This window comes from Legionella anisa (genome assembly GCF_001467525.1).
Classification (GTDB): domain Bacteria; phylum Pseudomonadota; class Gammaproteobacteria; order Legionellales; family Legionellaceae; genus Legionella; species Legionella anisa.
This window is the reverse complement of the sequence record NZ_LNXS01000029.1, coordinates 557,094-580,254: the sequence shown is the minus strand read 5'-3', so window position 1 is coordinate 580,254 and position 23,161 is coordinate 557,094. Positions and strand designations below refer to the sequence as shown.

Here is a 23,161-nt window from a genome sequence, read left to right as displayed (position 1 = left end):
CGGCCACTATGAACAAGGTTGGGGTCATTATGGCTTATAGAAAAATGTTAAAATCCAAAATTCATCGTGCGTGTGTCACTGAGGCTGATTTGGATTATGAAGGAAGCATTACTATTTCTCCGGAATTGCTTAAGGCAGCAAACATATTACCTTATGAAGCAGTCAACGTCTGGAATATCACTGCTGGCACTCGCTTTGAGACTTATGCCATCACGGGTAGACCAGGTTCTACGGAGATTTGCGTTAATGGAGCAGCAGCGCATTTGGTTACCCCAGGAGATTTAATCATTATCGCTTCCTTTACCCAAGTATTGGAAGAAGAATGTGCAACTATAGTTCCAACTGTAGTCTTTGTGGATCAGTTCAACCGCTTAAGAGAAATTCGACCCGAAAAAGTTGGCATTAAAAGCAAAGAACTCGCTGAAGCTTAAAAATTTCTCTAAGTGCTGCGCTTGCGCAGTACTTAGAAGACAACCGTCATTAACTTAATGGTAGTTTTTGGGAAAGGTTAGAATCAAAATTTTACTACTTCGAAGAAACCATGTTAAATCACCTTTTAGAATTACGCCGCCGTGGATTGCAAACCTTAATATGGTTTAGCAGCTTATTTTTTATTTTCTTTTTTTTGGCGAATGATTTATATCGAGCTTTGGTTAACCCACTGCTGCATACGCTTTCTGCTCAAGAAGGTTTAATTGCGACTCAAGTAACATCCCCCGTATTTACTCCACTAAAACTCGCTGCTGATGCGGCCATGTTGCTCAGCGCTCCTTTTGCTTTATTTCAATTTTGGCGCTTTATCAGTCCTGGCCTTTACCAAAGAGAACAAACTACGCTACGTATTGCTCTAATCTTCAGCCTTGTACTTTTTCTCGCCGGAGTTTTATTTTGCTTTTATTTGGTTTTACCGTTTATGTTTCACTTTTTTGCACACGCCTTGCCTAAAGGAGTGCGCTATATGCCTGACATGGCCTATGCTTTGGATTTTATCACCAGAATGCTTATGATCTTTGGCTTTTGTTTTCAGGTACCCTTGATTTGCTTTGTGCTGGTGCGTTTAAAAATCATTGAGGTGATGACGCTAAAAAAAATCAGGCCCTATGTTATCGTTGGGGCTTTTATTGTAGGGATGTTACTTACGCCACCTGATGTTTTCTCGCAAATCATGCTCGCAATACCACTTTGCTTTCTTTATGAAATAGGAATTGTTTTGGCGATTTATCTTATTTAACTTTTTGATTTTTAAAAAAAAATTTGATCATTTAATAATCAGCCAATGTGTTTTATAATGCCCGTGCTTTAACCATTTAGATGTGAGATGTAAAAAATGATAAGTAAACAAGAATTAACCCGTCAATATCTGGAAAAACAACAACAAATCACGGCACAAAGAGAACAGCTGCAGCAATTGCAACAAGAAAAAAACGAAAAAGAAAGGGCTATAGCAGTACTTAATCAAAAGAATAAGGCCATCATTGAAGATGAAGTCCCTTCCGCCTTAAAAATAGCCCAAATAAATGCCAGTTCATCAGTCAATTTAGATAAAGAAGATAAAGAAGCGGTTTTGCTCTACCTGCAAGACCAAGAAGCTGCTTTGCGCAAAGCGGAAGAGCATAATATAAAACTTCTTGATAAAACACACAAATTAAATGTATTGCTGCAACATGTTAAAGAACACCTGGAGGTCGGTTATGACAGAAATAAACTGGCAGAATTTGTTAATCAATCAGGCATTACGAGTACTAAAAATCCTCAAAACATAGGTTTTGATTTGTTACTGGAACTCCTTGGAGAGGTGAAAAGCAAATATACTTGGACCTTAGACTCAACCGATAAACGTAACTTATTAAGTGCTGTCTCTCGCCAAGAGAAAAACATTCCATTTATTCTTGGTGTAGATGAACAGACTCAGAAGGAAATTTCATCTGCTTTAAAAGCATTAGAACAACTTAAATTAAAACTAGTGCGTCACTTTGATGAAAGAAACAATCCTGCTGAAGCAGTTGCGCTACTTACACAACAGATAACCCAAAAAGAAACCGTTACCATTAAAGAACTTACAGACGAAGCAGAAGAACTCGATCGGCAAATTAAAGTTCTAGAAAAACAAGAAGAGGAAGAAAAACAACAACGAGAAAGAGAAGAAAGAGTAAAAGCAGAAGAACAAGAGCGACAAATTAAAATTCTAGAAAGACAAAAAGAAGAAAGACAACAACAAGAAAAAGAAAGGCAAGGACAACGTGAAATACTTGCTGAAGAGCTTGCAGGAATGCTTAACACATACATCAATGATCGTAACAAGCATTATTATCCTAAGGATTTATTTATTTCTGAGGATAGAGATATTCGCGATCAATTCATTAAAGATATTGTTAATGCAAAAAATGGCCTATTAAAAGCATATGTAGACTCAGGAAGCAGCGAGGCAGTACTTAAGAAAATTACTGCAGGAGTGGATAAATTTCCAGGTGCTAAAATGCAAGCTACTCTGAGTAAAATTGTAGTTAAGTTAATCGAAGCAGATGCAAAACCTGAGGTGGTAGAAGACCTTCCCCAAAAAGCAGAGCAGGTACTTTTAACGTTCGAAACTAAAGAAGGGCGCCATAAAGAATATGCCCTGAAAATGCGAAGTTTCTATGAAACAATTGCCGGTATAAAAACTTATGCAAAAGACTTGTCCGAACACGAAAAAGAAATCATGAATCAGCTTGCTGATGATCTTAAAAAGGATGTAGATCAATTTGTCTATCAAAATCGGGATGAGATTCCAGGAAAAGAGACCTATCAAAAATTTAAAATGAAATTTAAAGCAAAATTGCACAGTCAAGATGATATTATGAGTGAATATTCGTCTTGGCCAACAGTTGTAGCCAATATTTTGTTGAGTCTCGCAACCATAGGTAAATTGATTTATTCGAAAGTGACAACTGGAAGAGCATCGTTTTGGTTCGATAAAGTTGAAGAGCAAAAAGAAATCGAAGCTCCTGTCGATGAAGTACTGGAAGATATAGGTAATTTTTTAAGTCTTGATGCAATTTAAATAAAATGCATAGTCTGGGTGAAGCGGCAGCGAAACCCAGACTACTGTTCATTGATCCATCGAGTTTTCCCAGATGTCGCTGTACATCATCTACACTAGGAATTATGCCCCATTTTAATTTAATTTTTCCGTGGGTAATAAGCCTTTTATATTGTATCATTCATCGTAAACTATTTTTTATTACACAAATGAATACATCCAATGAATTAAGACTGGCTGCACATCTGCAAATTCAAGAACAACTACGCCAAAGTGCAACTCACCGTTTTAATGAAATCAATAAAAAATATGCTGAGTCAGGTTCTATCTTAAAAGAAGAATTAAAAAAGATTATTCTCAAAAAATTATGCATAACACATAAGTTAGCCATCATTTTAATCGACATACAAAATGACTTCGTACTGCATGGCTTTGCCTTATATGCCCCCGCTGGCGAAAATACATTAATTCGCAATATGGCGTTACTTGATGCACTTATTGAGCTTATTGCCAATTACCCTGAGCTTTGTCAGCAAATCGAAATCGTTACCACTCAGGATGCACATGTTTTTGGACGAACCCAAGACCATATTGACGCGCAAATTATGACTCAAGGTTATGGGCAAATACATGCTCATAGAGTCCTAAGAATTGAACACCATGAATTACAACAACTTAATCCAGAGCATGGACAATATGGGTTACATTGTCTATGCGGTACAATAGGTGCCGCCATATCACAGCCTATTGAGGAACGGCTCAACATTCTGGAAGAAGAAATTTCGATTTACCGCTTTGCTAAAATTAATTTCTCTGCTCCTGAAGCTGGAATGAAACTTAAAGAAGGAATTGATTTAAGTGATCCACGTCTTTTAAAAGAGATGGATAATATTTATGAAGACTATGCACTGTCTTTCCTCCAATTTTTCCGAGATAAATCTTATAACGAACTATTGATTACCGGGATCTGCGGAAATATTTGTGTGCAACAAGCAGCCGAAGGTCTGGCAGAAGCAGGAGAAAAAGTAAGTGTACTTGATCCCTGTGTGCATTACCTGGTTATTCCAAACATGAGTTCTTATGATGACGTATGGACAACAGTACAAAAATCTTATGCTGTAAAAGGAATAAATTCGATTGAGCTCACTGATTTTCAATCAAATCCTGAATGGCAAAATCAAAGAAAACATGAGTTACTTAATAATGAACACGCCTTAACTTTGTAGTTACTTCTTTTAGCTGGGTGAAAATACAAGGTTACCCTTCAAGCTAAATTCACTTCTACCGATATATTATTCAAGATGCTCAACAAAGAGGCTCATATGAATAAAATCGCGCAATTTAACATTGGAGATTTAGTAATTCACAAAAACAGCCGCTACAGAGCAATCGTAGTGGATGTTGATCCTTTATTTCAGGCTTCCGGACGTTATAATCCACAAGCACATAAACGTGAATTTGCTACTCGAAATCCTTGGTATCGCTTATTGGTTGATGACAGCAGTCAAATCACCTATGTTGAAGAATGTATGCTCATTGCAGACACAAGCCAAAAGCCAATTAACAACCCCCATATCCACTTTTATTTAAAAGAAAAAGAAGGGCATTATAGTAGGGCAAATCCCACACACTAAATGCTAATTTGTAGCCTGGGTGCAACGAAGCGGAACCCGGGATTAAGCATTTTATTTTATGATCTAAAACCCCGGGTTCCGCTTCGTTGCACCCAGGCTACATGTTTTTTACGTATTCCTTAAAATTAAAACTAAGAGCGCAATAAAGCCAATCAAAACAAGAGCTAACACACCCATAGTAAAAAAACTTTTGTTTAGATTTTCCTTACTAAATTGCTCAGGACGTCCTTTGATTGCGCGATACAAAATGAACATGATCAGTCCAGCACCCATAAGACCTAGAATTTGATATAAAGTCTCCATAAAACTCTTCCTTATTTTGCTTCAAAACTAAATGCATCCGAAAATAAACGAGCTGAGGAAACACCGTTACTTACCAATACATCACGAGTACTGTATACCATATCAAAAGGCCCACTAATCACGATTTGCCACTCACTAAGATCCTGTGGGTGTTTGCTCAGTACAATAGAAGCGAGGGGTACAGTATTGTCCTCAGAAACCGAAGTAAAATATTTAAAATGGCTTACATGGGTCTGCCAATTTGCTACCTTTTCATCCAGGTATAAATCATTTTGCAACCGTGCACCCCAAAATAATTCAAAAGCTCGGGTATCTGAAGTAGATAATAACTGCTCGATCATCGCTTTTACAGGGGCAAAGCCTGTACCGCCTGCAATAAATAATATAGGACGTCGCGGATCCAAATGTTTCATAGAGCACTCACCAAAAGGTAGGCGGATGTTCACAAAACCATACTTCTTAATATGGGCAAATAATCGCTGATTGTAGGGATTTTCCAAGCTATGGCGAATATGAAGCTCGTATTTATGGGAGCCTAATGGAGCATTAGCAATAGAATAGCTAAATGCTTCTTTACCAAAAAGAATTTGCAGATATTGTCCCGCTTGATAATCAATGTATTTTTCAGGGGTTAAAATCAAGCGCATGATGCTGTCTGTCAAGGGTGAAATGTCCTCTACCAGAGCTTTAATTGTTTGTTCCTTCATTCATCTAACCCCAGAGAAGACCAATAGCCATTGACTTTTTTTAATATTTCTTCATCCATCACAATGGGTTCACCCCATTCTCTTTGTGTCTCACCTGGCCATTTATTGGTTGCGTCCATTCCTATTTTTGAACCCAAACCGGATACAGGTGAAGCAAAATCCAGATAATCAATCGGTGTATTTTCCATCATCACTGTATCTCGTGCTGGGTCCATACGTGTAGTCATTGCCCAAATCACATCCTTCCAATTTCGCGCATCAATGTCATCATCACACACAATGACGAATTTGGTATACATAAACTGTCTTAAAAAAGACCATACTGCCATCATGATTCGCTTCGCATGCCCAGGATACTGTTTCTTCATTGTGACTACAGCCAAACGATAAGAACATCCTTCTGGGGGTAAATAGAAATCAACAATTTCAGGAAATTGTTTTTGCAATAAAGGGATAAACACCTCATTTAACGCAACACCTAGAATAGCAGGCTCATCAGGTGGTCTGCCAGTATAGGTACTATGATAAATGGGATCATTTCGATGGGTGATGCGTTCTACAGTAAACACCGGAAACGATTGTACTTCATTATAATAGCCCGTATGATCCCCATAAGGCCCTTCTGGTGCCTCTACTCCAGGCTCTAAATAACCTTCTAAAATAATTTCCGCACTCGCTGGAACATGCAGCTCATTCCCAATACATCGTGTTAGGCGCGTGCGTTGACCGCGTAATAATCCAGCAAACGCATATTCAGACAAAGTATCAGGTACAGGGGTCACTGCAGCAAGTATGGTTGCAGGATCCGCGCCTAAAGTTACTGCAACTGGAAAACGCTCCCCAGGATAAGCTTTTTGCCATGCCTGATAGTCCAATGCACCGCCACGATGGGATAACCAACGCATGATTAACTGATTTTTGTTTAACACTTGCTGCCGGTAAATCCCCATGTTTTCGCGTGTTTGATGGGGTCCTTTAGTGGTAACAAGCCCCCAGGTTATTAATGGCGCTGCATCTTTAGGCCAGCAAGTTTGAATCGGTAAAGAATTAAGATCTACCTTATCTTTTTCCCAAACATGAGTTTGGCATTCTGCGCCGCTTACATATTTGGGCGCCATATTTAATGCCTGTTTTAACAAAGGGAGCTTATTAAAAGCATCCTTAAATCCTTTGGGCGGATCAGGCTCCTTTAAAGCAGCCAATAATTTGCCTACCTCTCTCAATGCACTGATGTTTTCTTCGCCCATTCCCATAGCCACGCGCTCAACGGTACCAAACAAATTGGTCAAAACCGGCATTTGATGGTTTGGAGTATTGGTAAAGAGAAGGGCTGGACCGCCTGAACGTAATACCCGATCACTGACTGCAGTCATTTCAAGATAAGGCGATACGGGATAGGATATGCGTTTTAATAAATCACGTGATTCCAATTGTGCAATAAAATCTCTTAGATCAGAGTATTTCATTAATAATCCCCTAGACAAACTTCACTGCCGTTAAGTTAAGCCCATGTCTATGTAAAATTGTCATCTCCGCTTAGGCAAGGATCCAACTCGAACGGACACTAAAACCAACTCAGGAATGGATTCCCGCCTACGCGGGAATGACAAAGTTTCTTAATTAAATGGCAGTGAGCACAGCCTAACCCGGGATCTCATCGATTTACCCAGGCTGTATTTAAGACACTTAGAATACTTAAATTATTCTTGACGCTTCATTGCATCAAAGAATTCGGCATTGGTTTTGTGATTCTTCATGCGCTCAAGCAAGAACTCAATCGCATCACACTCATCCATAGATTGCAGGATTTTGCGCAATATCCAGGTACGTTGTAGATCTTCTGGAGACAATAACAAATCTTCACGACGTGTACCCGAACGGTTAATATTAATTGCAGGAAAGACACGACGTTCAGAAATATTACGACTCAAGTGAATTTCCATATTACCAGTTCCCTTGAATTCTTCGTAAATCACTTCATCCATTTTAGAACCGGTGTCTACCAGAGCTGTGGCAATGATCGTCAAGCTGCCGCCTTCTTCGATGTTTCGCGCTGCACCATACAGACGCTTCGGTCTTTGTAACGCATTAGCATCAACTCCACCAGTCAGTACTTTACCCGATGAAGGAATTACTGTGTTATAAGCTCGGGCCAGGCGAGTAATCGAATCAAGTAAAATCACCACATCACGTTTGTGTTCAACCAAACGCTTGGCTTTTTCGATCACCATTTCAGCAACTTGAACATGGCGGTTTGCAGGTTCATCAAAAGTACTGGCAACCACCTCACCTTTTACAGAGCGTTGCATTTCAGTTACTTCCTCAGGACGCTCGTCAATTAATAATACAATGAGGTAACATTCTGGATAATTTTTTTCTATAGAGCGTGCGATGTTTTGCAGCATTAATGTTTTACCCGCTTTGGGAGGGGAAACAATCAAACCACGTTGTCCTCGACCAAAAGGAGCACATAAATCAACTACCCGCGCGGTCAAATCTTCAGTACTTCCATTTCCTTGCTCCATAACTAAACGTTCTGTAGCAAATAAAGGAGTAAGGTTTTCAAATAAGATTTTTCGTTTGGCACTATCAGGTGAATCATAATTGATTTCATCAACTTTCAACAAAGCAAAATAACGTTCACTGTCTTTAGGAGGACGAATTTTACCTGAAATAGTATCGCCAGAACGCAAACCAAAACGTCTGATTTGGCTGGGTGAGACATAAATGTCATCAGGGCCTGCCAAATAAGAGCCATCGGCAGAACGCAAGAAACCAAAACCATCAGTCAGGACTTCCAAAACACCATCACCATGGATGTCTTCACCTTTTAAGGCGTGCGCCTTAAGAATGGCAAAAATAATTTCTTGTTTGCGCATACGGGAAGGGTTTTCGACACCAATCTCTTGTGCGATGTTAAAAAGATCGGCAATAGGCAATTGCTTAAGTTCACTAAGATTCATACTTCTCACTTGATTTGTTGATTAATTGAATTGGGTATCCGGGAAAAATATTATTAAGAATGCAGCTAAGGATTCTGCTGCCTATGTGATATATTTACATTATATCACATATTGCAGACAGGCTATCACAGCTTTAGTAAAAGATACAACATTTTTTATATAGAAAAATAAAAAATTAAACGTGACTCTCAACAAAAGCACTTAATTGGGATTTTGAAAGCAAGCCCATTTTCACTGCTTCAACTTGGCCGTTTTTAAATAAAATCAATGTAGGAATACTCATCACACCAAACTTTGCAGGGGTTTGTGGATGCTCATCGATATTAATTTTGGCAAAAGTTACTTGCTCACCATGAGTAGCAGCAACTTCTTCCAATATAGGGGTCAATGCGCGACATGGACCACACCACTCAGCCCAAAAGTCAACTAATACCGGCTTATTTGCATTGATTACATCCTGTTCAAAGCTTGCATCTGTTATCGTTTTAATAAGATCACTCATGTGTCAACCTCGGTTGTTTAAAATTCGTTAATTGCCAAATACTCACTTTGCATCAAGAAATACTCATATTTGACATAGCTTGAATGAAAAATCCTCTGAGAATACATCATCTTCCTTGCTGTCAAAAAACTGTTCATTCAATCTGCACGCAAATCTGCTATACCCTGGATTTTTGCATTAAGAGAAACTGGCTGCAACTTCTATTATAGATCACCACCCACTGCTTGCAACATACTCAATGCAGTAATCGCAGCTGTTTCCGTGCGTAAAATTCTTGGACCTAAAGATAAAGGTTGAAATCCATGCTTGCGAGCTAATTGAACTTCATTATCACTAAGTCCCCCTTCAGGGCCAATAAGCAAAGCAATAGCAGAAGGTCCTATCGGGTAATCTTTCCAGTTTTTATCTTCGCCTGGATGCAAAATCAATTTTAATTGAGCTTGAGCCTCAACGACATAATGATCTAGTGTAATAGTAGGATGTACTATGGGAATTGTATTACGACCTGATTGTTCACACGCAGCAATAACGATTGCCTGCCATTGAAGAAGTTTTTTGGTCATTCGTTCCTTATCCAACTTGACAACACAACGCTCCGTAATAATGGGGGTAATGCTGGCTACACCGAGCTCAACTGCCTTTTGCATGACGAACTCCATACGCTCTCCCTTAGAAATAGCTTGCGCTAAGTGGATAGCTAATGGCGACTCACGACTCACGTCGTTTATTGAGCCGATTACCACAGTAACTTGTTTTTTCTTCACAGCGTCTATTGTTGCATCAAACTCACGGTCATCACCACAAAATAAAGTAATATGCTCACCAACCTGCATGCGCAAAACAACACCGACATGCTGACTCGCTTCTGGAGATAATTCTAAAAGTTGACCTGTATGGTAGTTTCCAGGTTGATAAATGCGTACCGCTCTCATGTGTTTATTGATTTTATAATGTAGCCTGGATGCAGCGAAGCGAAACCCAGGTCGGAAAAAAACTGCTATCCCGGGTTTCGCTTCGCTGCACCCAGGCTACATATCTACGTATCTATAATGCCCAATACTATAACAAAAATTACTTATTTTTACCCTATGTGGTAGAATTTTTTATTTCACTAAGGAAATTTAAAATAATGAGCAAAACACGTATTGAATCCGACAGCATGGGTGAAATTGCTGTCCCTGCCGATAGGTATTGGGGCGCACAGACTGAGCGGTCGCTACATCACTTTAATATAGGCAAAGACATTATGCCACGTGAAGTCACTCACGCTTTTGGTATCTTAAAAAAGGCTGCGGCTTTAACAAACCTAGACTTAGGTAAATTACCGAAAGATAAGGCTGATTTAATTATTCAAGCCGCTGATGAGGTCAGCAAAGGGATGTTGGACGATCATTTTCCTTTACATGTATGGCAAACCGGAAGCGGTACTCAATCCAATATGAATGCCAACGAAGTCATTTCAAATCGTGCTATTGAGTTAGCAGGTGGAACTATGGGTAGTAAATCGCCTGTTCACCCTAATGATCATGTCAATATGTCTCAATCTTCGAATGATACATTCCCAACCGCTATGCATATTGCAGCAGCTGTCGCCTTCAAGAATAAACTAATCCCAGCAGTAAAAAACTTGCGCGCTGCCTTGGCTGTTAAAATGGCGGCATTCAAAGATATAGTTAAAATAGGTCGAACTCATTTACAAGACGCAGTCCCACTCACCTTGGGTCAGGAGTTTTCTGGCTATGTTGCCCAGCTTGATGCCTGTGTCCGTCGGCTTGAGGATGCATTGCCCGAATTATACGAGCTAGCAGCAGGAGGAACTGCAGTAGGAACCGGGTTAAACACTCATCCCCAATTTGCAACCAAAGTAGCAGAGCACATTGCCCAGATAACTCAATTGCCGTTTGTGACCGCAAATAATAAATTTGCTGCACTGGCCTCTCATGAGGCTTTAGTTAATGCCCACAGTGCCATGAAAGCACTGGCATGTGCTTTAATGAAAATTGCGAATGACATTCGATGGTTAGCTTCGGGTCCACGTTGTGGCATTGGTGAATTAATCATTCCAGAAAATGAACCTGGATCGTCCATTATGCCTGGCAAAGTCAATCCAACTCAATGTGAAGCCATGACCATGGTTTGTGCTCAAGTTCTAGGGAATGATGCAACTGTAGGGATAGCCGACAGTCAAGGTAATTTTGAGCTGAATGTGTTTAAACCCGTCATCATCTTTAATGTTCTTCATTCGCTTAATTTGCTGGCAGACACCTGCCATTCATTCCAGGAGTTTTGTGCAGAAGGAATTGAAGCCAATCACAAAGTTATTGACTACTACCTACATCACTCCTTAATGCTCGTCACCGCACTTAATCAATATATAGGCTATGACAAAGCAGCTAAAATTGCTAAAACAGCACACCAAGACAATTCTTCCTTACAAGAGGCAGCAGTCAAACTTGGTATTTTAACAGCAGAACGCTTTGCCGAATTGGTAAGACCAGAAGAGATGATTGGACCAAAATGATGCAAATCTCTTGAAAAACTATGCTGCTCTATTACATAGTTGGCCTGTTCATTTGCAAGTATGCTCTCTCGTATCGGGAGAGTTTACCAAATTGAATCAATTTAACTCATTTGGGAGCAAAAAGTGGATTTTTGCTTTTTATAATAGTAATGCAAGGACGAACTTCTAAAAAAATTTATTAGGAAAATAAGGTTCAAGTATGAAACAAAAAAACATTATTCATTCAGCACAAAAGTCTGAAATGATCGATCATAAAAACGCAAGAACGTCCCATCAAAGTATGGAAAAAACAAGTAAGAAAAAAATGAGTTTTTTTGGGGATCGTGCTTCCAGACAATTTGTAAACAATGAAATGATTAAAGACGGGCTGGATTCAATGCACGTAAAAATAGAAATGGAAGCGGTTCACAAAGCCAAGGAAGATGAAACAAAAAGTTTTACACCCTGGTAACTCTTTAACACATGGGGGGTTGAGCATTACTCCAACCCCCAACTTCTAAGCCCTACTAAAGCACTAATAAACTTCTTATAGTGCATCATCTTGATAAAAATTATTGTATTACAGGAATTTGTGGCGCAGCATTGCGTTTAGGACCTGGTGTTGATTTTTGAGTAGGATCTTTTGAAGCGTAAGTCTTTTGCGCTTTAGGCTTATTTACTGATTGTTGTTGAGCCTGTGTATTCATTTGCCCATAGCCCGGGTTGTTCGTTTGTTCTGAGCGCTGCATGTCCATGCATGCACACAATCCTAAAGATAAAGCAATACCAAAACCCAACTTAAGTGACTTTAATTTTATCATATTTAGCTCCCTGCTTTGTTGATTCGAACGATCAATATAAATTAAAAAATTTAAAATCACCACCCAAATTCAGCAAGAATTTTTTTTTTAACCAAAAACCCATATAATCAAACCAACTACTTTCAATAAAGGACTTATTATGATTTATCCCAATATCCTTGCTACCATAGGACAAACTCCTGTGGTAAAAATTAATCGCCTCGGCCATGATCTTGATTGTGAGCTGTATGTAAAATGTGAGTTTTTTAATCCAGGCGGCTCTGTTAAAGATCGCATTGGGTATGAAATGGTGGTTAATGCAGAACGCGATGGTCATATCAAGCCTGGCTACACATTGATTGAACCCACCTCTGGAAATACAGGAATAGGTATTGCACTAGCAGGGGCTGTACTAGGCTACAAAGTAATCATTACTATGCCTGAAAAAATGAGCCAAGAAAAACAATCTGTGCTCGAGCGATTGGGAGCAACGATTTATCGAACTCCAACAGAAGCAGCGTATGATGATCCGGAAAGCCACATTTCTTTGGCTAAAAGACTGAATGCGGAAATTCCTAACTCCTATATTCTTGATCAATATGCTAACCCCAATAACCCTAATGCCCATTACCGCGGCACTGCTCAGGAAATTATTGATGATTTTGGCAAAGACTTGCATATGGTTGTTGCCGGAGTAGGAACAGGGGGAACCATTACCGGGATTGCCAAACGGCTTAAGGAACATAATCCGCAAATTAAAATCATTGGCGTTGACCCCGAGGGCTCGATTCTTGGGGGTGGAACCGAAATTAAGCCCTATGCAGTAGAGGGAATAGGCTATGATTTCTTTCCAGAAGTTTTAGATAATAGTTTAATTGATCAATACATTAAAACGAATGATTTGGATTCATTTCGAACTGCACGAGATTTAATTCGTGAAGAAGGTTTATTAGTAGGTGGTTCTTCAGGAGCCGCAATGTGGGCTGCGCTGCATGCCGCAAAATCCTTAGGTAAAGGCCAAAAATGCTTGGTTATTTTACCTGACTCAATTCGTAATTACATGTCTAAATTTGCTAATGATGAATGGATGAAAAAACAAGGATTTATGTAAGTAGACGATTTGAAGCAGAGTTACATCATCCAGATTGATTCTGCTTCCTTGGACTACCCATTTTATCTCAATGTCATCGTCGATTGATTTTCTAATTGATCAAACAAGTCATCCGGTTCAACTTGTCCTGTAACAATCCAAGCCGCTATAGAGTCTGCCAATAGATCAATCGTATATTTTTCTTGTTCTTGTGGCTCACCTACAATAGCAGACTTTTGTCTTGTTTGGGTTAAGTCAGATACTGATATGACATTCTTCAATTGAATAGGTAAAAATTTAATATAAAGCGCCATGAGTTGTTCACGAGTTAATTCACCCGCAGCGACCATACTTAAAATGGTATTACACCATTGGTCGTGAGATTGCGCACGATGTTTCTTATGTTCCGCAATCATATTAATAATACCACCTAGGGTTTGCCCTTGTTCATTTGAATTTATGACAGGCTCAGGTCTAGGAGTGGCTAATTTACCAACATAAGCATATTTTTCTTTATTTTTTTCAGTTACCTGAGGGTAGTAGTCGCCATCTTGAATCTGAATCTTTAAATGAACTTTATTAGCCATTATTCTTCTCCATCATATATTTCTCTTTTTCTCAGCTCCTTGCCAAGTTCTTTAAAAGATAGAGTAACTGTAATTCCTAGTGTCTGAGCCAAGGCATTTAAAGCACTTGGTGGTAACTTGACTTCAGGATCGCGTAAATAACTTTTGGGGGTTTCGGCACTCAACCCATCAAATACCTCAATATACTTTAAAGGATGGGTATATAACTCATCCACTGCTAGCTGGCGTAATACATACGCCATACACTCCACTAACTCTGACTTACGAGAATTATTGAGTAGGATCCCCATACGCTCAGGAAGGGTTAAATACGGTTGGTTGCTTATATATTTGGGAAAGTGCTGATAAAAGCGTTCCAAAATTTTTTTCAACGTTGCATCATTGCCTCGTTGGTTACTACTTTGCAAAGAATCAATCAAAGCTACAGCTACGGCATGAAATTGTTCATTACCTACATTGATAAAACTAAAGTCTGCACGTGGCCCAGGTTCATGCTGCACATAAACTCTATTACTAAAAAAACCCGCCATGATGCTCTCCCAACCTCAATATAACTTCATTCTAATGAATCAAAATTAAGGAAATATTAACTTGTCACATTATGAGACATAAATTTACAGTTAACCTCATTTTTAAAACAAAATATAGTAATAAAATAGCACTTAACATTATAATTCTATACTACATGCAAGAATTTTACTCGATTACATTGCAATAAGACAATGCTCATACTTTTTATACTTAATGATTCATGAAGTTTATAGCGAACTTACAACTTAAGGAAATATTTATGGAGCATTATCAATAAAATGATTGAGTTTGCATTAAAAGTTACTCCCAACAGCTCCTAATTTTTTAAATAAGTAGCTTCTCAATACACCAAGAAGGTAAAATGGTAGTTTAAAAGCAACTTCAAAAGCTAGGCGTCTGTTTCCAGTTCGCTAGTTTGAACCATAAAGGACTTAGATTTGAGCCAATTAACATCTTATCTTATTTGTTTGCTTCTTGTGCTCTTAACTTTATTTCTTCATTTAAAATACAAAAGAAAGCAAATCAACGTGGCTCAATGGCAAAAATCATTAAATTTGCGAGAGCACGCTCAAGTTTTTCGTCAAATTTACAGTGGCGCTAATGGCTTTGTGTTGTCTCAAAATGCACGCCACGAATATGATGCAATGGAATATGCTTATGGGGAAATTGATTTTTTATCATTTATTGCACTTTTATCTCTAACAAATCCAAATGAAAACACCGTTTTCTACGACTTGGGCTCAGGAACAGGAAAAGCAGTATTAGCCTGCAGCATGGTGTTCCCTATATGCAAAAGTATTGGCATTGAATTATTTCCCGAACTCTACCTCGATGCATGCAAACGACTTGAGCAATTGGCCGCCATGAAAAACTACGCGGGACAAGCCAAAAAAATTCAGTTCGTTTTAGGAGATTTTCTCAAGGTGAACTTTGATGATGCAACGCTTGTTTTTATCAATTCCACTGCTTTTTTTGGCCCAACATGGGAAAAACTATGTGCCAAGTTGGATCATTTACCACATCTCAACACAGTAATTACAACCAGCAAAACATTACCCAATACTCATTTTACTGTCACAACTCGTACTAAAGTTCAGATGAGTTGGGGCGTTGTATTTGCTTACATCCATACGCGAAAAACAACTTTCGACTAACTGTCTTGAAAACATTGAATAATTTTTTTCCCAGTCTATACTTATAAAACAAGGACAATTGTCAGCACCTAATCTGTATTGGTAGCAGACTTTGAAACACGCGACAACACGAGGTGGGTATGATCAAATCGGAACTCATTGAACACATCGCTGCTCGAATGACGCATCTTACTGAAAAGCAAGTGGCTGATGGCATTAATAGAATATTGGAATTAATGAGTGAAGCACTCATTAAAAATCAAAGAATAGAAATTCGGGGATTCGGCAGCTTTTCCCTTCATTATAGACCTCCCCGCAACGCGCATAATCCCAAAACTGGCGAAAAAGTTGTGACAAAGGCAAAATACAGCCCTCATTTTAAACCAGGGAAAGAATTACGCGAACGCGTCGATGCATCACGTGATAAATATAAATTGCCTGATGATGAAGAATAAAATAAGTTTACTTTTTATCTTATCTCTTAGCCTGGGGAAGGCAAAGCCGTAACCCGGGTTATGGATGAAAAAAACAGGCTCCCATGACTCGGGTTTCGCTGCGCTGCACCCAGGCTACAGTTATAAAATTTATTTCTTATTATCTAATTCAAGTACGAGGTAAGGTAACCCCTGTTTGTCCCTGATATTTTCCATTGCGATCTCGATACGAAACAGCACAAATTTCAGTGGCTTCTAAAAATAGCATTTGCGCAACGCCTTCATGCGCATAAATTTTGGCGGGCAATGTAGTCGTGTTCGAAAACTCCAAAGTAACATGACCTTCCCACTCGGGTTCCAAAGGAGTCACATTAACAATAATGCCACAACGCGCATAAGTCGATTTACCAAGGCAAATAGTCAGAATATTCCGTGGAATACGAAAATATTCTACTGTTCTTGCTAATGCAAAAGAGTTGGGAGGAATAATACACACATCGGATTGCACATCAACAAAGCTGTTTTCATCAAAAGCTTTCGGATCCACAATAGCAGAATTAATATTAGTGAAAATTTTAAATTCATTAGAACAACGAACATCATACCCATAACTGGATACACCGTATGAAATAATCCTTCCATTGTCATTTTCACGCACTTGTCCGGGTTGAAATGGAGATATCATTCCATGTTCAAGCGCCATTTTTTCTATCCATCTATCTGATTTAATCGACACAATAAAAACCCCATGAAGTCTTCAAAATGAGTGTTCTACCATAAAAGTTAGACAAACGAAAGATTGTATTGATATTACTCTAAATGATACATAATTTCTGCGAGCTAAATACGTAACACGCTTTTTAATAAAATTGTTTATACTTAATGATATAAATTGCATAAGTGCTTGTTAGCCAAATGGATGAAGAACTCAAAAGTTATAGTCATGCTGCCAAACAAATTGATTTTGTAATGAGGCGTTACTACCTAGACCCTTCAGAAATCAAATTAATTAAACAACTGATTCAAGATAGTTATAATACTTTAGGCCAATGGCATCATAATAAAATATTTTTGAATGCAGGATTATGGAATAAAAAAATCTATGAAGAATACAAACAATTAAATTTTGATTTTTCTGCAATCTCTGAGGTGCAAGATATTTATTCGCAATTACTTCTTTATTCATTAATAAGACCATTAATCAAGATGCAATTTTTTAATAAGCGATTACTTGAGATAGGTTGTGGCAATGGTCTTGGTCTTAAAGCAAGTTCGGAGTTACTAAAAACTGACTATGCCTTAGGTATCGACCTGGTTAATCGATTAGTAATGAATTCCAATCGCCATTTCTACAAACAAGACAAAGTGAATTACATTCAATCTGATGCAGAAAATTTACCCCTAGGCAATGAATGCTTTGATATTGTTATCAATCTTGAAAGTTCTCATCTTTATCCCAGAATTGAAGATTTCTTTTCTGAAGTTGAACGTGTCCTATCTTTAGGGGGATTTTTTTGTTATGCAGACCATTATTTTAGAGATAAAGATCAATCAACTAAATTAGAACGATTTATTAAGAAGAATGATAAATTAAAAATAATTCAAAAAGTAAATATTACTAAGTGGGTTCAAGCTTCTCTCTATCAACGGTTAATTGTAAATGAAGAAACTTTCTATAAAAACGCCCTGTATTTAGCTGGGAATGACTTTTACAAACTTCAAGAGATTGCTGCTGTTTTAGGATTAATATTTCTTCCATGGTGGAAAATTAGGTTTAAAAATCCTGTGCTTCGTTACATTGTGAAAAATACTCGAAGAGACAGATTTTGGGGTAAAAAATATTATTTTTATTATTTTATTCAAAAAGTTAAGAAATGAAAATAAAAAAAATACAAGAAGTAGAATATGAATATGGACAAGAAGAATATATTAAACGACTTCTTTATCAATCAAAGGAGCCTATCTTAATAAAAATAAAAAATTTTACTGATAAGTTTACTTTAGATTATTTTAAAGATCTTCTTGAAGGCATAATAACCTATGATATGTATGAAAATGATTGTTGGCAATCACACCAACGTGGTGATTTTACAACGGTCATGTCACAAATAAAAAATAATATGCCCTATAGAATTTTTGGCCAAAGTTTTCCCAGGCAATACTCTGAAGCGATAGAAAGGCATGTACCACTGTGGCAAAAAATTCCATTCCGACCAAGATACTTTAACAAGAGATTGAAAGTTATTTATTTTTTTGGTGGTAAGGGAGCTCATACAGAAATACACTTTGATAGAGAACATTGCTGCAATCTTCATTTATGCTTAAGCGGAAGAAAACAATTATTATTATTTACTAAAGATCAAAGTAAATATATTTATAAGCTTCCTTTCGTTGGCGACAGCTTAGTAGAATTTGGCCAACCCATGGATTTGTTATGCAAACAATTTCCAAAATTAAACCAAGCAGAAGGTTATGACGTCACTCTTGAACGCGGGGATATGTTATTTTTGCCTAAAAACTGTTGGCATTATACTACCTACCTTGATGCCTCAGCCGCAGCTTCCTATATTTTTTACCCTAATAAACTCTTACAGTTTTATGGGTATTTTACTGGTTACTTTTTCATAGGATATAAATCCCCAAACGGATTTAAAATTTCTGATTGGCCTTTATTTGAAAGATTTAGTCGAAATTATGCTTTGGCAGAAGGCAAAAAAAAGTATTTATTTAAAATAATTGAATTTGCTTCTTATATAGTTCTTCTGCCTACAATAAGCATTCTTAGTAAAATTTCCTTAATATTAAAGCCACGTAGAATTTTTTAGCTCCATGCTTGGAGAACATGCTCTATGGCTAAAAGATTGTAACCCGGGATTATCGCATTCCCGGGCTGTGCTCACTGTCCCTCACGCTGTATCCGCCAACTCCCCAAGGTGAACCCGCGTGTATTTTATAAATTTCAACTATTTTTTCTTTTGAGCCATACTGGATAAAATATCACCTAACTCCATTGGCATTGGGAAAACAATAGTTGAGTTATTGTTACTTGCTATAGCGGCTAATGTTTGCAAATAACGTAATTGCATTGCCTGGGGTTGTTGTGCCAGAACTTGTGACGCTTGCAGTAATTTTGCTGATGCCTGCAACTCCCCTTCGGCATGAATCACTTTAGCGCGTCGTTCGCGTTCTGCTTCAGCCTGTCTCGCAATCGCACGGATCATGCTTTCATCCAAATCCACACGTTTAATTTCGACATTAGCAACTTTGATTCCCCAGTTATCTGTTTGTGAATCCAATATTTTTTGTACGTCGCTGTTTAATCGTTCACGTTCGGAAAGCATTTCATCCAACTCATGTTGTCCTAATACAGAACGGAGTGTCGTTTGTGCTAATTGACTGGTTGCTTCGTAGTAATTTTCAACTTGAATAATTGCATTTTCTGGTACCACAACTCGAAAATATAAAACCGCATTCACCCTTACTGAAACGTTATCTTTAGATATTACATCTTGACTTGGGACATCCATAACTATAGTTCGTAAATCGACCCGTACCACTTGTTGGATCACTGGAATAATAAGTACCAAACCAGGTCCTTTAACTTTCCAGAAGCGTCCTAACATGAATACGACACCACGTTCATATTCTCTAAACACTTTAATTGCCGATATCAAAAGCAACACGATTGCAATGATGATTACTGTGAAAAAAGGTCCCATTTTACCCTCCTTGATTACCTAAATCTTCTTCAATTTCTAACACGAGTCCTGAGGTTCCGATTACTTTTATTTGCTTTTTACCTGCTATAAACTTTTTCGAGTGTACACTCCAAATCTCACCACGAATAAATGCCTGCCCATCTGGATTAATGTCACCAAGCGTACGGCCTTGGGCTCCTATCAAAACAATTAAACCATGTTTAACACTTTGTCGTCTCGCTTTTACTGCCATCCCAAGAATGATCACAAAGAAAATAATATTCACTAAAGCCATTGCTCCGATTGCCGACCATGCTATTTGATATGTCTGATTGTCACTATCAATTAACATAATGGATCCGATGATAAACGCGATGGTACCTCCGATACCTAAAGAACCGTATGCAGGTACAAATGCTTCCGCAATAATAAAACCAATACCCAATATAATTAGGAAGAAACCCGCATAACTTATTGGTAATAATTGCAACGCATAGAGCGCAATACACATTGATATGGTACCAATTACTCCAGGTAATATATTACCTGGGTTAACCAGTTCGAAGAAAATACCATATATCCCCAGTAACAGAAGGAGATAAGCAACCGTTGGATTAGTAATTATTGATAAAAATCGTGTGCGCCAATCAGGCTCAACTAATTCTATGTGCGCATTACTGGTGTTAAGTGTTATTTTTTGATTGTTTTGCATTACTGATATGCCATTCAACTGTGAAAGTAAATCGTTCACATCGCGCGCAACATAGTTAATAACTCCCTCCTTTAAGGCCTCTGTAGAAGTTAGAGTCTCAGAGTTCAAAACTGCCTTTTGTGCGAAATCTGGATTACGCCCCCTCAATTGTGCCAGGGCCCTCAAGGTTGCCACTGCATCATTCGTAATTTTTTTCTCCATAGTTGTCTGCTTATCCGATTTGGTTTCATCCGCAAAACCAGTCATAGCGATGTTAACTGGACTTGCAGCGCCTAATTGAGTGCCAGGTGCCATAGCTGCCAAAGTACTGGCGTAGAGTAAGTAAGTTCCCGCGCTCGCAGCACGTGCGCCATTTGGACTGACATAAGTCACTATAGGAACATTCGATGATAAAAACTTTTGAATAATTGCGCGTGTAGACTCATCGAGTCCACCTGGCGTATCAAGAGTAATCAGAATTAAATCTGCATTTTGTGCATTATCAATATTACGAATAATATAATCTGCTGTGGCAGGCCCGATTGCTCCTTTTATTTGAAGTTCGATAACTTTTGCTGCGTAAGAATTGGCGGTATAAATGAATAAAAGAATAAGCAATACACCGAACCGTGATAAAAATATGTTCCAGCTTGGAGGTGTAAATACGGACTTTGGCATGCTGTACGATTTACACATGCTCCTTTCCTTTACGAAAATACGTTATATGATAAAAGATAGCACAATTTGCATAACTTATTACTCATTCATTGTGAGCAACTACTGCTCTACTCCTACGTCCCGCCCCCCACGACTTGCTCGCGGGGGATAGGTAGAGATGTGCTCAAGACAGTTGCTTCATCAGGCTACTTCAGATCCCGAGCGATCGTTTTTAGAAATAAACACCTATTTGTGCAGCAACTGTATCCGCAGTACCTCCAGTTCCTATTGTCGGTGCATTTACAAGGCCAGGAGGTGCAGCGCCGTTGGCAAAATCATTGGATCCATAATCAATTTCATGTCGGTATTCAATACTTTCTACAGTATCTTTCCAAATAGAAATGTTAAATACCCCAATAAATCGGTGTTCTGGTAAATTTAGTGCAAGCGCTTCTCGAGTCCTTTGATAGCCAACACCAACAGACGCAGGTCTATTGAATACCCTAAATGTCATATCGACTTCTGTTTGTAATGCTTGGGGTTTTGCACCATGACCATTAAAACTCAAATCCTGAGCTCTAAATGCCTCGATGGTTCCAACCCATTCCGCAGCAAAGTTAAATCGATCGTAAGCCATATTACCGTGTACATCCACAGCTTCCGTTTTACGCACAAGTTCATTTCCATTGAGTAAGGAGCCGAACCCGCCAAAAGTTCCGGGGTTCGCTGCAGTATTTTGCATGCCAGCTGCATCATTAATTGAACTGATGTAACTTGCGCCTATTTCACCACTCATTTTGTCAAATCCAAAGACATAACCTCCATTCACACCGCCAACTCCAGCTCTTCCCAGCATGGTATCACTTCGATAAATGTAGGTTGAAACAAATGGTCCTGTATCTTCTTGAGACTTATAGCCTATTATGAAAGGCCTTGTTTTAGTACGAGCCATATCTAAAGTTAATGGGGAACTGATCATCGAACTGGAATAACGGCCAAAAGGCACATACAACTGACCTGCAGTAAAATAAAATGGTGTTTTGTCCAAATTACCGATATTAACAAAGCCCATATTGAGGTTAAATGCAGAATTATTAATTCTTGGACCAACCTCCGGCGGGCTTGAATCATATGCGATTGCTATGTAGGCCTCAACATTTTGGTTTAACGCAGCAGCAACATCCAGCTCACTTGAGCCTAGGGTTAAATCAACATTTGTCCCCCCAACATAATCACTATTGAGCATACCAACTGGTTCGGCTTTACCGCTTAACGCAATGATGGGCCTGTTTGGAATTGGGTAGCCCATATTCCGATATGTTCTGTATAATCTTCGACGTTGTTGCATCAAACGGATGTCGCGATTAATACTCGAGATATTAACAATGTAATCCGACCCATCAAACGCGGGTCTATCTCCCAAATATGGAGAAGCGACGACCGGTGTGCCCGCAACATAAGTAACCACCCGCCCATCAGCCACTAAAGCGGTTGGATAAAATCCTACTGACTCTGGATGTTCTTCTGGAGTATGTACCGTCACCGTTGATGAATGATATCTGACCATGTTATCTTGCTTGACTTGGTCATGTTCATGTTTTTTTCCATGTTTTACACGAGCCTTTGGCTCTTGTTTTTTTGCCTCCCTTTTGACCGGATTGCTCGAATGTTTCACTTTTCGAGAAACCATTTCTTTTTGTAATGTATCTAATTGAGATTGTAATTGTTGTGCTTGTTTTTGTAGACGAGCGATTTGACGTTGCAACTGTTGATCATGTTCCGCATAGAGTGGCGATGATAAACAGACTAGGGCCAATATTATTTTTTTATACTGCATGCGGTACTCCTGTTCATTATTTTTACTTCCACATCGGAATGGCAGAAAATTATAACTTGGTAAACAGGGAGTGGC

At 38.6% G+C, this 23,161-nt stretch carries 25 protein-coding genes; 12 read left to right on the top strand and 13 right to left on the bottom strand.

Going from position 1 to position 23,161, the window contains the following annotated elements; genetic code table 11:
- The first annotated feature begins 29 nt into the window (after positions 1-29).
- From panD to hspQ, 5 genes are all read left to right on the top strand, one after another.
- The gene (gene panD / locus Lani_RS11710; RefSeq protein ID WP_019232754.1) at positions 30-431 is read left to right on the top strand and encodes an aspartate 1-decarboxylase; all 402 of its coding nucleotides are present in this window, start codon (positions 30-32) and stop codon (positions 429-431) included.
- 110 nt (positions 432-541) lie between these two features.
- Complete coding sequence (gene tatC / locus Lani_RS11705) at positions 542-1,231, top strand: twin-arginine translocase subunit TatC (protein ID WP_019232753.1); 690 nt, start codon at positions 542-544, stop codon at positions 1,229-1,231.
- 96 nt (positions 1,232-1,327) lie between these two features.
- The gene (locus Lani_RS11700; RefSeq protein WP_019232752.1) at positions 1,328-3,040 is read left to right on the top strand and encodes a hypothetical protein; all 1,713 of its coding nucleotides are present in this window, start codon (positions 1,328-1,330) and stop codon (positions 3,038-3,040) included.
- Positions 3,041-3,144: 104 nt separating this feature from the next.
- The gene (locus Lani_RS11695; protein ID WP_019232751.1) at positions 3,145-4,245 is read left to right on the top strand and encodes a cysteine hydrolase family protein; all 1,101 of its coding nucleotides are present in this window, start codon (positions 3,145-3,147) and stop codon (positions 4,243-4,245) included.
- 96 nt (positions 4,246-4,341) lie between these two features.
- On the top strand, positions 4,342-4,653 hold the full coding sequence (hspQ, locus tag Lani_RS11690) for a heat shock protein HspQ (RefSeq protein WP_019232750.1): 312 nt from the start codon (positions 4,342-4,344) through the stop codon (positions 4,651-4,653).
- Positions 4,654-4,761: 108 nt separating this feature from the next.
- Here hspQ and Lani_RS11685 read toward each other — a convergent pair whose 3' ends face one another.
- From Lani_RS11685 to Lani_RS11660, 6 genes are all read right to left on the bottom strand, one after another.
- Entirely contained in the window at positions 4,762-4,956 is a 195-nt protein-coding gene (locus tag Lani_RS11685; RefSeq protein ID WP_019232749.1) for a hypothetical protein, read from the bottom strand.
- A gap of 11 nt (positions 4,957-4,967) precedes the next feature.
- On the bottom strand, positions 4,968-5,663 hold the full coding sequence (locus Lani_RS11680) for an NAD(P)H-flavin reductase (protein ID WP_019232748.1): 696 nt from the start codon (positions 5,661-5,663) through the stop codon (positions 4,968-4,970).
- On the bottom strand, positions 5,660-7,129 hold the full coding sequence (ubiD, locus tag Lani_RS11675) for a 4-hydroxy-3-polyprenylbenzoate decarboxylase (protein ID WP_019232747.1): 1,470 nt from the start codon (positions 7,127-7,129) through the stop codon (positions 5,660-5,662). The genes Lani_RS11680 and ubiD overlap by 4 nt, the downstream gene beginning before the upstream one ends.
- 234 nt (positions 7,130-7,363) lie before the next feature.
- A complete protein-coding gene (gene rho, locus Lani_RS11670; protein ID WP_019232746.1) occupies positions 7,364-8,626 on the bottom strand; it encodes a transcription termination factor Rho in 1,263 nt (420 codons plus the stop codon).
- A gap of 175 nt (positions 8,627-8,801) precedes the next feature.
- On the bottom strand, positions 8,802-9,128 hold the full coding sequence (trxA, locus tag Lani_RS11665; protein WP_019232745.1) for a thioredoxin: 327 nt from the start codon (positions 9,126-9,128) through the stop codon (positions 8,802-8,804).
- A 203-nt stretch (positions 9,129-9,331) separates the two neighbouring features.
- The gene (locus Lani_RS11660; protein WP_019232744.1) at positions 9,332-10,060 is read right to left on the bottom strand and encodes a 16S rRNA (uracil(1498)-N(3))-methyltransferase; all 729 of its coding nucleotides are present in this window, start codon (positions 10,058-10,060) and stop codon (positions 9,332-9,334) included.
- Between the two features lie 197 nt (positions 10,061-10,257).
- Between Lani_RS11660 and fumC the strand changes: the two genes are divergently transcribed.
- Positions 10,258-11,649 (top strand): class II fumarate hydratase, encoded by a 1,392-nt coding sequence (gene fumC, locus Lani_RS11655; protein ID WP_019232743.1) that lies wholly within the window; start codon positions 10,258-10,260, stop codon positions 11,647-11,649.
- 199 nt (positions 11,650-11,848) lie between these two features.
- Entirely contained in the window at positions 11,849-12,100 is a 252-nt protein-coding gene (locus Lani_RS11650; RefSeq protein ID WP_019232742.1) for a hypothetical protein, read from the top strand.
- A 100-nt stretch (positions 12,101-12,200) separates the two neighbouring features.
- Here the strand turns inward: Lani_RS11650 and Lani_RS11645 are convergent, their stop codons facing one another.
- The gene (locus Lani_RS11645; protein ID WP_019232741.1) at positions 12,201-12,449 is read right to left on the bottom strand and encodes a hypothetical protein; all 249 of its coding nucleotides are present in this window, start codon (positions 12,447-12,449) and stop codon (positions 12,201-12,203) included.
- 139 nt (positions 12,450-12,588) lie between these two features.
- Here Lani_RS11645 and Lani_RS11640 point away from each other — a divergent pair, with 139 nt between their 5' ends.
- Complete coding sequence (locus tag Lani_RS11640; protein WP_019232740.1) at positions 12,589-13,539, top strand: pyridoxal-phosphate dependent enzyme; 951 nt, start codon at positions 12,589-12,591, stop codon at positions 13,537-13,539.
- A 62-nt stretch (positions 13,540-13,601) separates the two neighbouring features.
- On the opposite strand, the gene Lani_RS11635 is transcribed toward Lani_RS11640, so the two are convergent.
- The gene (locus Lani_RS11635) at positions 13,602-14,105 is read right to left on the bottom strand and encodes a hypothetical protein (protein ID WP_019232739.1); all 504 of its coding nucleotides are present in this window, start codon (positions 14,103-14,105) and stop codon (positions 13,602-13,604) included.
- The gene (locus tag Lani_RS11630) at positions 14,105-14,635 is read right to left on the bottom strand and encodes a hypothetical protein (RefSeq protein WP_019232738.1); all 531 of its coding nucleotides are present in this window, start codon (positions 14,633-14,635) and stop codon (positions 14,105-14,107) included. Before Lani_RS11630 ends, Lani_RS11635 begins: the two co-directional genes overlap by 1 nt.
- A gap of 438 nt (positions 14,636-15,073) precedes the next feature.
- On the opposite strand from Lani_RS11630, the gene Lani_RS11625 reads away from it, so the two are divergent.
- Together Lani_RS11625 and Lani_RS11620 are read left to right on the top strand one after the other, a co-directional pair.
- Positions 15,074-15,790 carry a methyltransferase gene (locus tag Lani_RS11625; RefSeq protein WP_019232737.1) on the top strand — a complete coding sequence of 239 codons (717 nt, stop codon included), beginning with the start codon at positions 15,074-15,076 and terminating at the stop codon, positions 15,788-15,790.
- Between the two features lie 119 nt (positions 15,791-15,909).
- Positions 15,910-16,224, top strand: coding sequence for an integration host factor subunit beta (locus Lani_RS11620; RefSeq protein WP_019232736.1), 315 nt, complete (start codon positions 15,910-15,912; stop codon positions 16,222-16,224).
- Positions 16,225-16,372: 148 nt separating this feature from the next.
- Here the strand turns inward: Lani_RS11620 and dcd are convergent, their stop codons facing one another.
- Positions 16,373-16,939: a dCTP deaminase gene (gene dcd / locus Lani_RS11615; RefSeq protein WP_040522117.1), complete on the bottom strand. Its 567-nt coding sequence runs from the start codon at positions 16,937-16,939 to the stop codon at positions 16,373-16,375.
- A 179-nt stretch (positions 16,940-17,118) separates the two neighbouring features.
- On the opposite strand from dcd, the gene Lani_RS11610 reads away from it, so the two are divergent.
- Together Lani_RS11610 and Lani_RS11605 are read left to right on the top strand one after the other, a co-directional pair.
- On the top strand, positions 17,119-18,081 hold the full coding sequence (locus Lani_RS11610) for a class I SAM-dependent methyltransferase (protein WP_019232734.1): 963 nt from the start codon (positions 17,119-17,121) through the stop codon (positions 18,079-18,081).
- On the top strand, positions 18,078-19,028 hold the full coding sequence (locus Lani_RS11605; protein ID WP_019232733.1) for a cupin-like domain-containing protein: 951 nt from the start codon (positions 18,078-18,080) through the stop codon (positions 19,026-19,028). The genes Lani_RS11610 and Lani_RS11605 overlap by 4 nt, the downstream gene beginning before the upstream one ends.
- Before the next feature lie 138 nt (positions 19,029-19,166).
- Here Lani_RS11605 and Lani_RS11600 read toward each other — a convergent pair whose 3' ends face one another.
- The 3 genes from Lani_RS11600 to Lani_RS11590 form a co-directional block, all read right to left on the bottom strand.
- Complete coding sequence (locus Lani_RS11600; RefSeq protein WP_019232732.1) at positions 19,167-19,922, bottom strand: slipin family protein; 756 nt, start codon at positions 19,920-19,922, stop codon at positions 19,167-19,169.
- Between the two features lies 1 nt (position 19,923).
- Positions 19,924-21,270 carry an NfeD family protein gene (locus Lani_RS11595; RefSeq protein ID WP_019232731.1) on the bottom strand — a complete coding sequence of 449 codons (1,347 nt, stop codon included), beginning with the start codon at positions 21,268-21,270 and terminating at the stop codon, positions 19,924-19,926.
- Between the two features lie 211 nt (positions 21,271-21,481).
- The gene (locus Lani_RS11590; RefSeq protein WP_058388551.1) at positions 21,482-23,086 is read right to left on the bottom strand and encodes an LbtU family siderophore porin; all 1,605 of its coding nucleotides are present in this window, start codon (positions 23,084-23,086) and stop codon (positions 21,482-21,484) included.
- Positions 23,087-23,161: the final 75 nt, after the last annotated feature.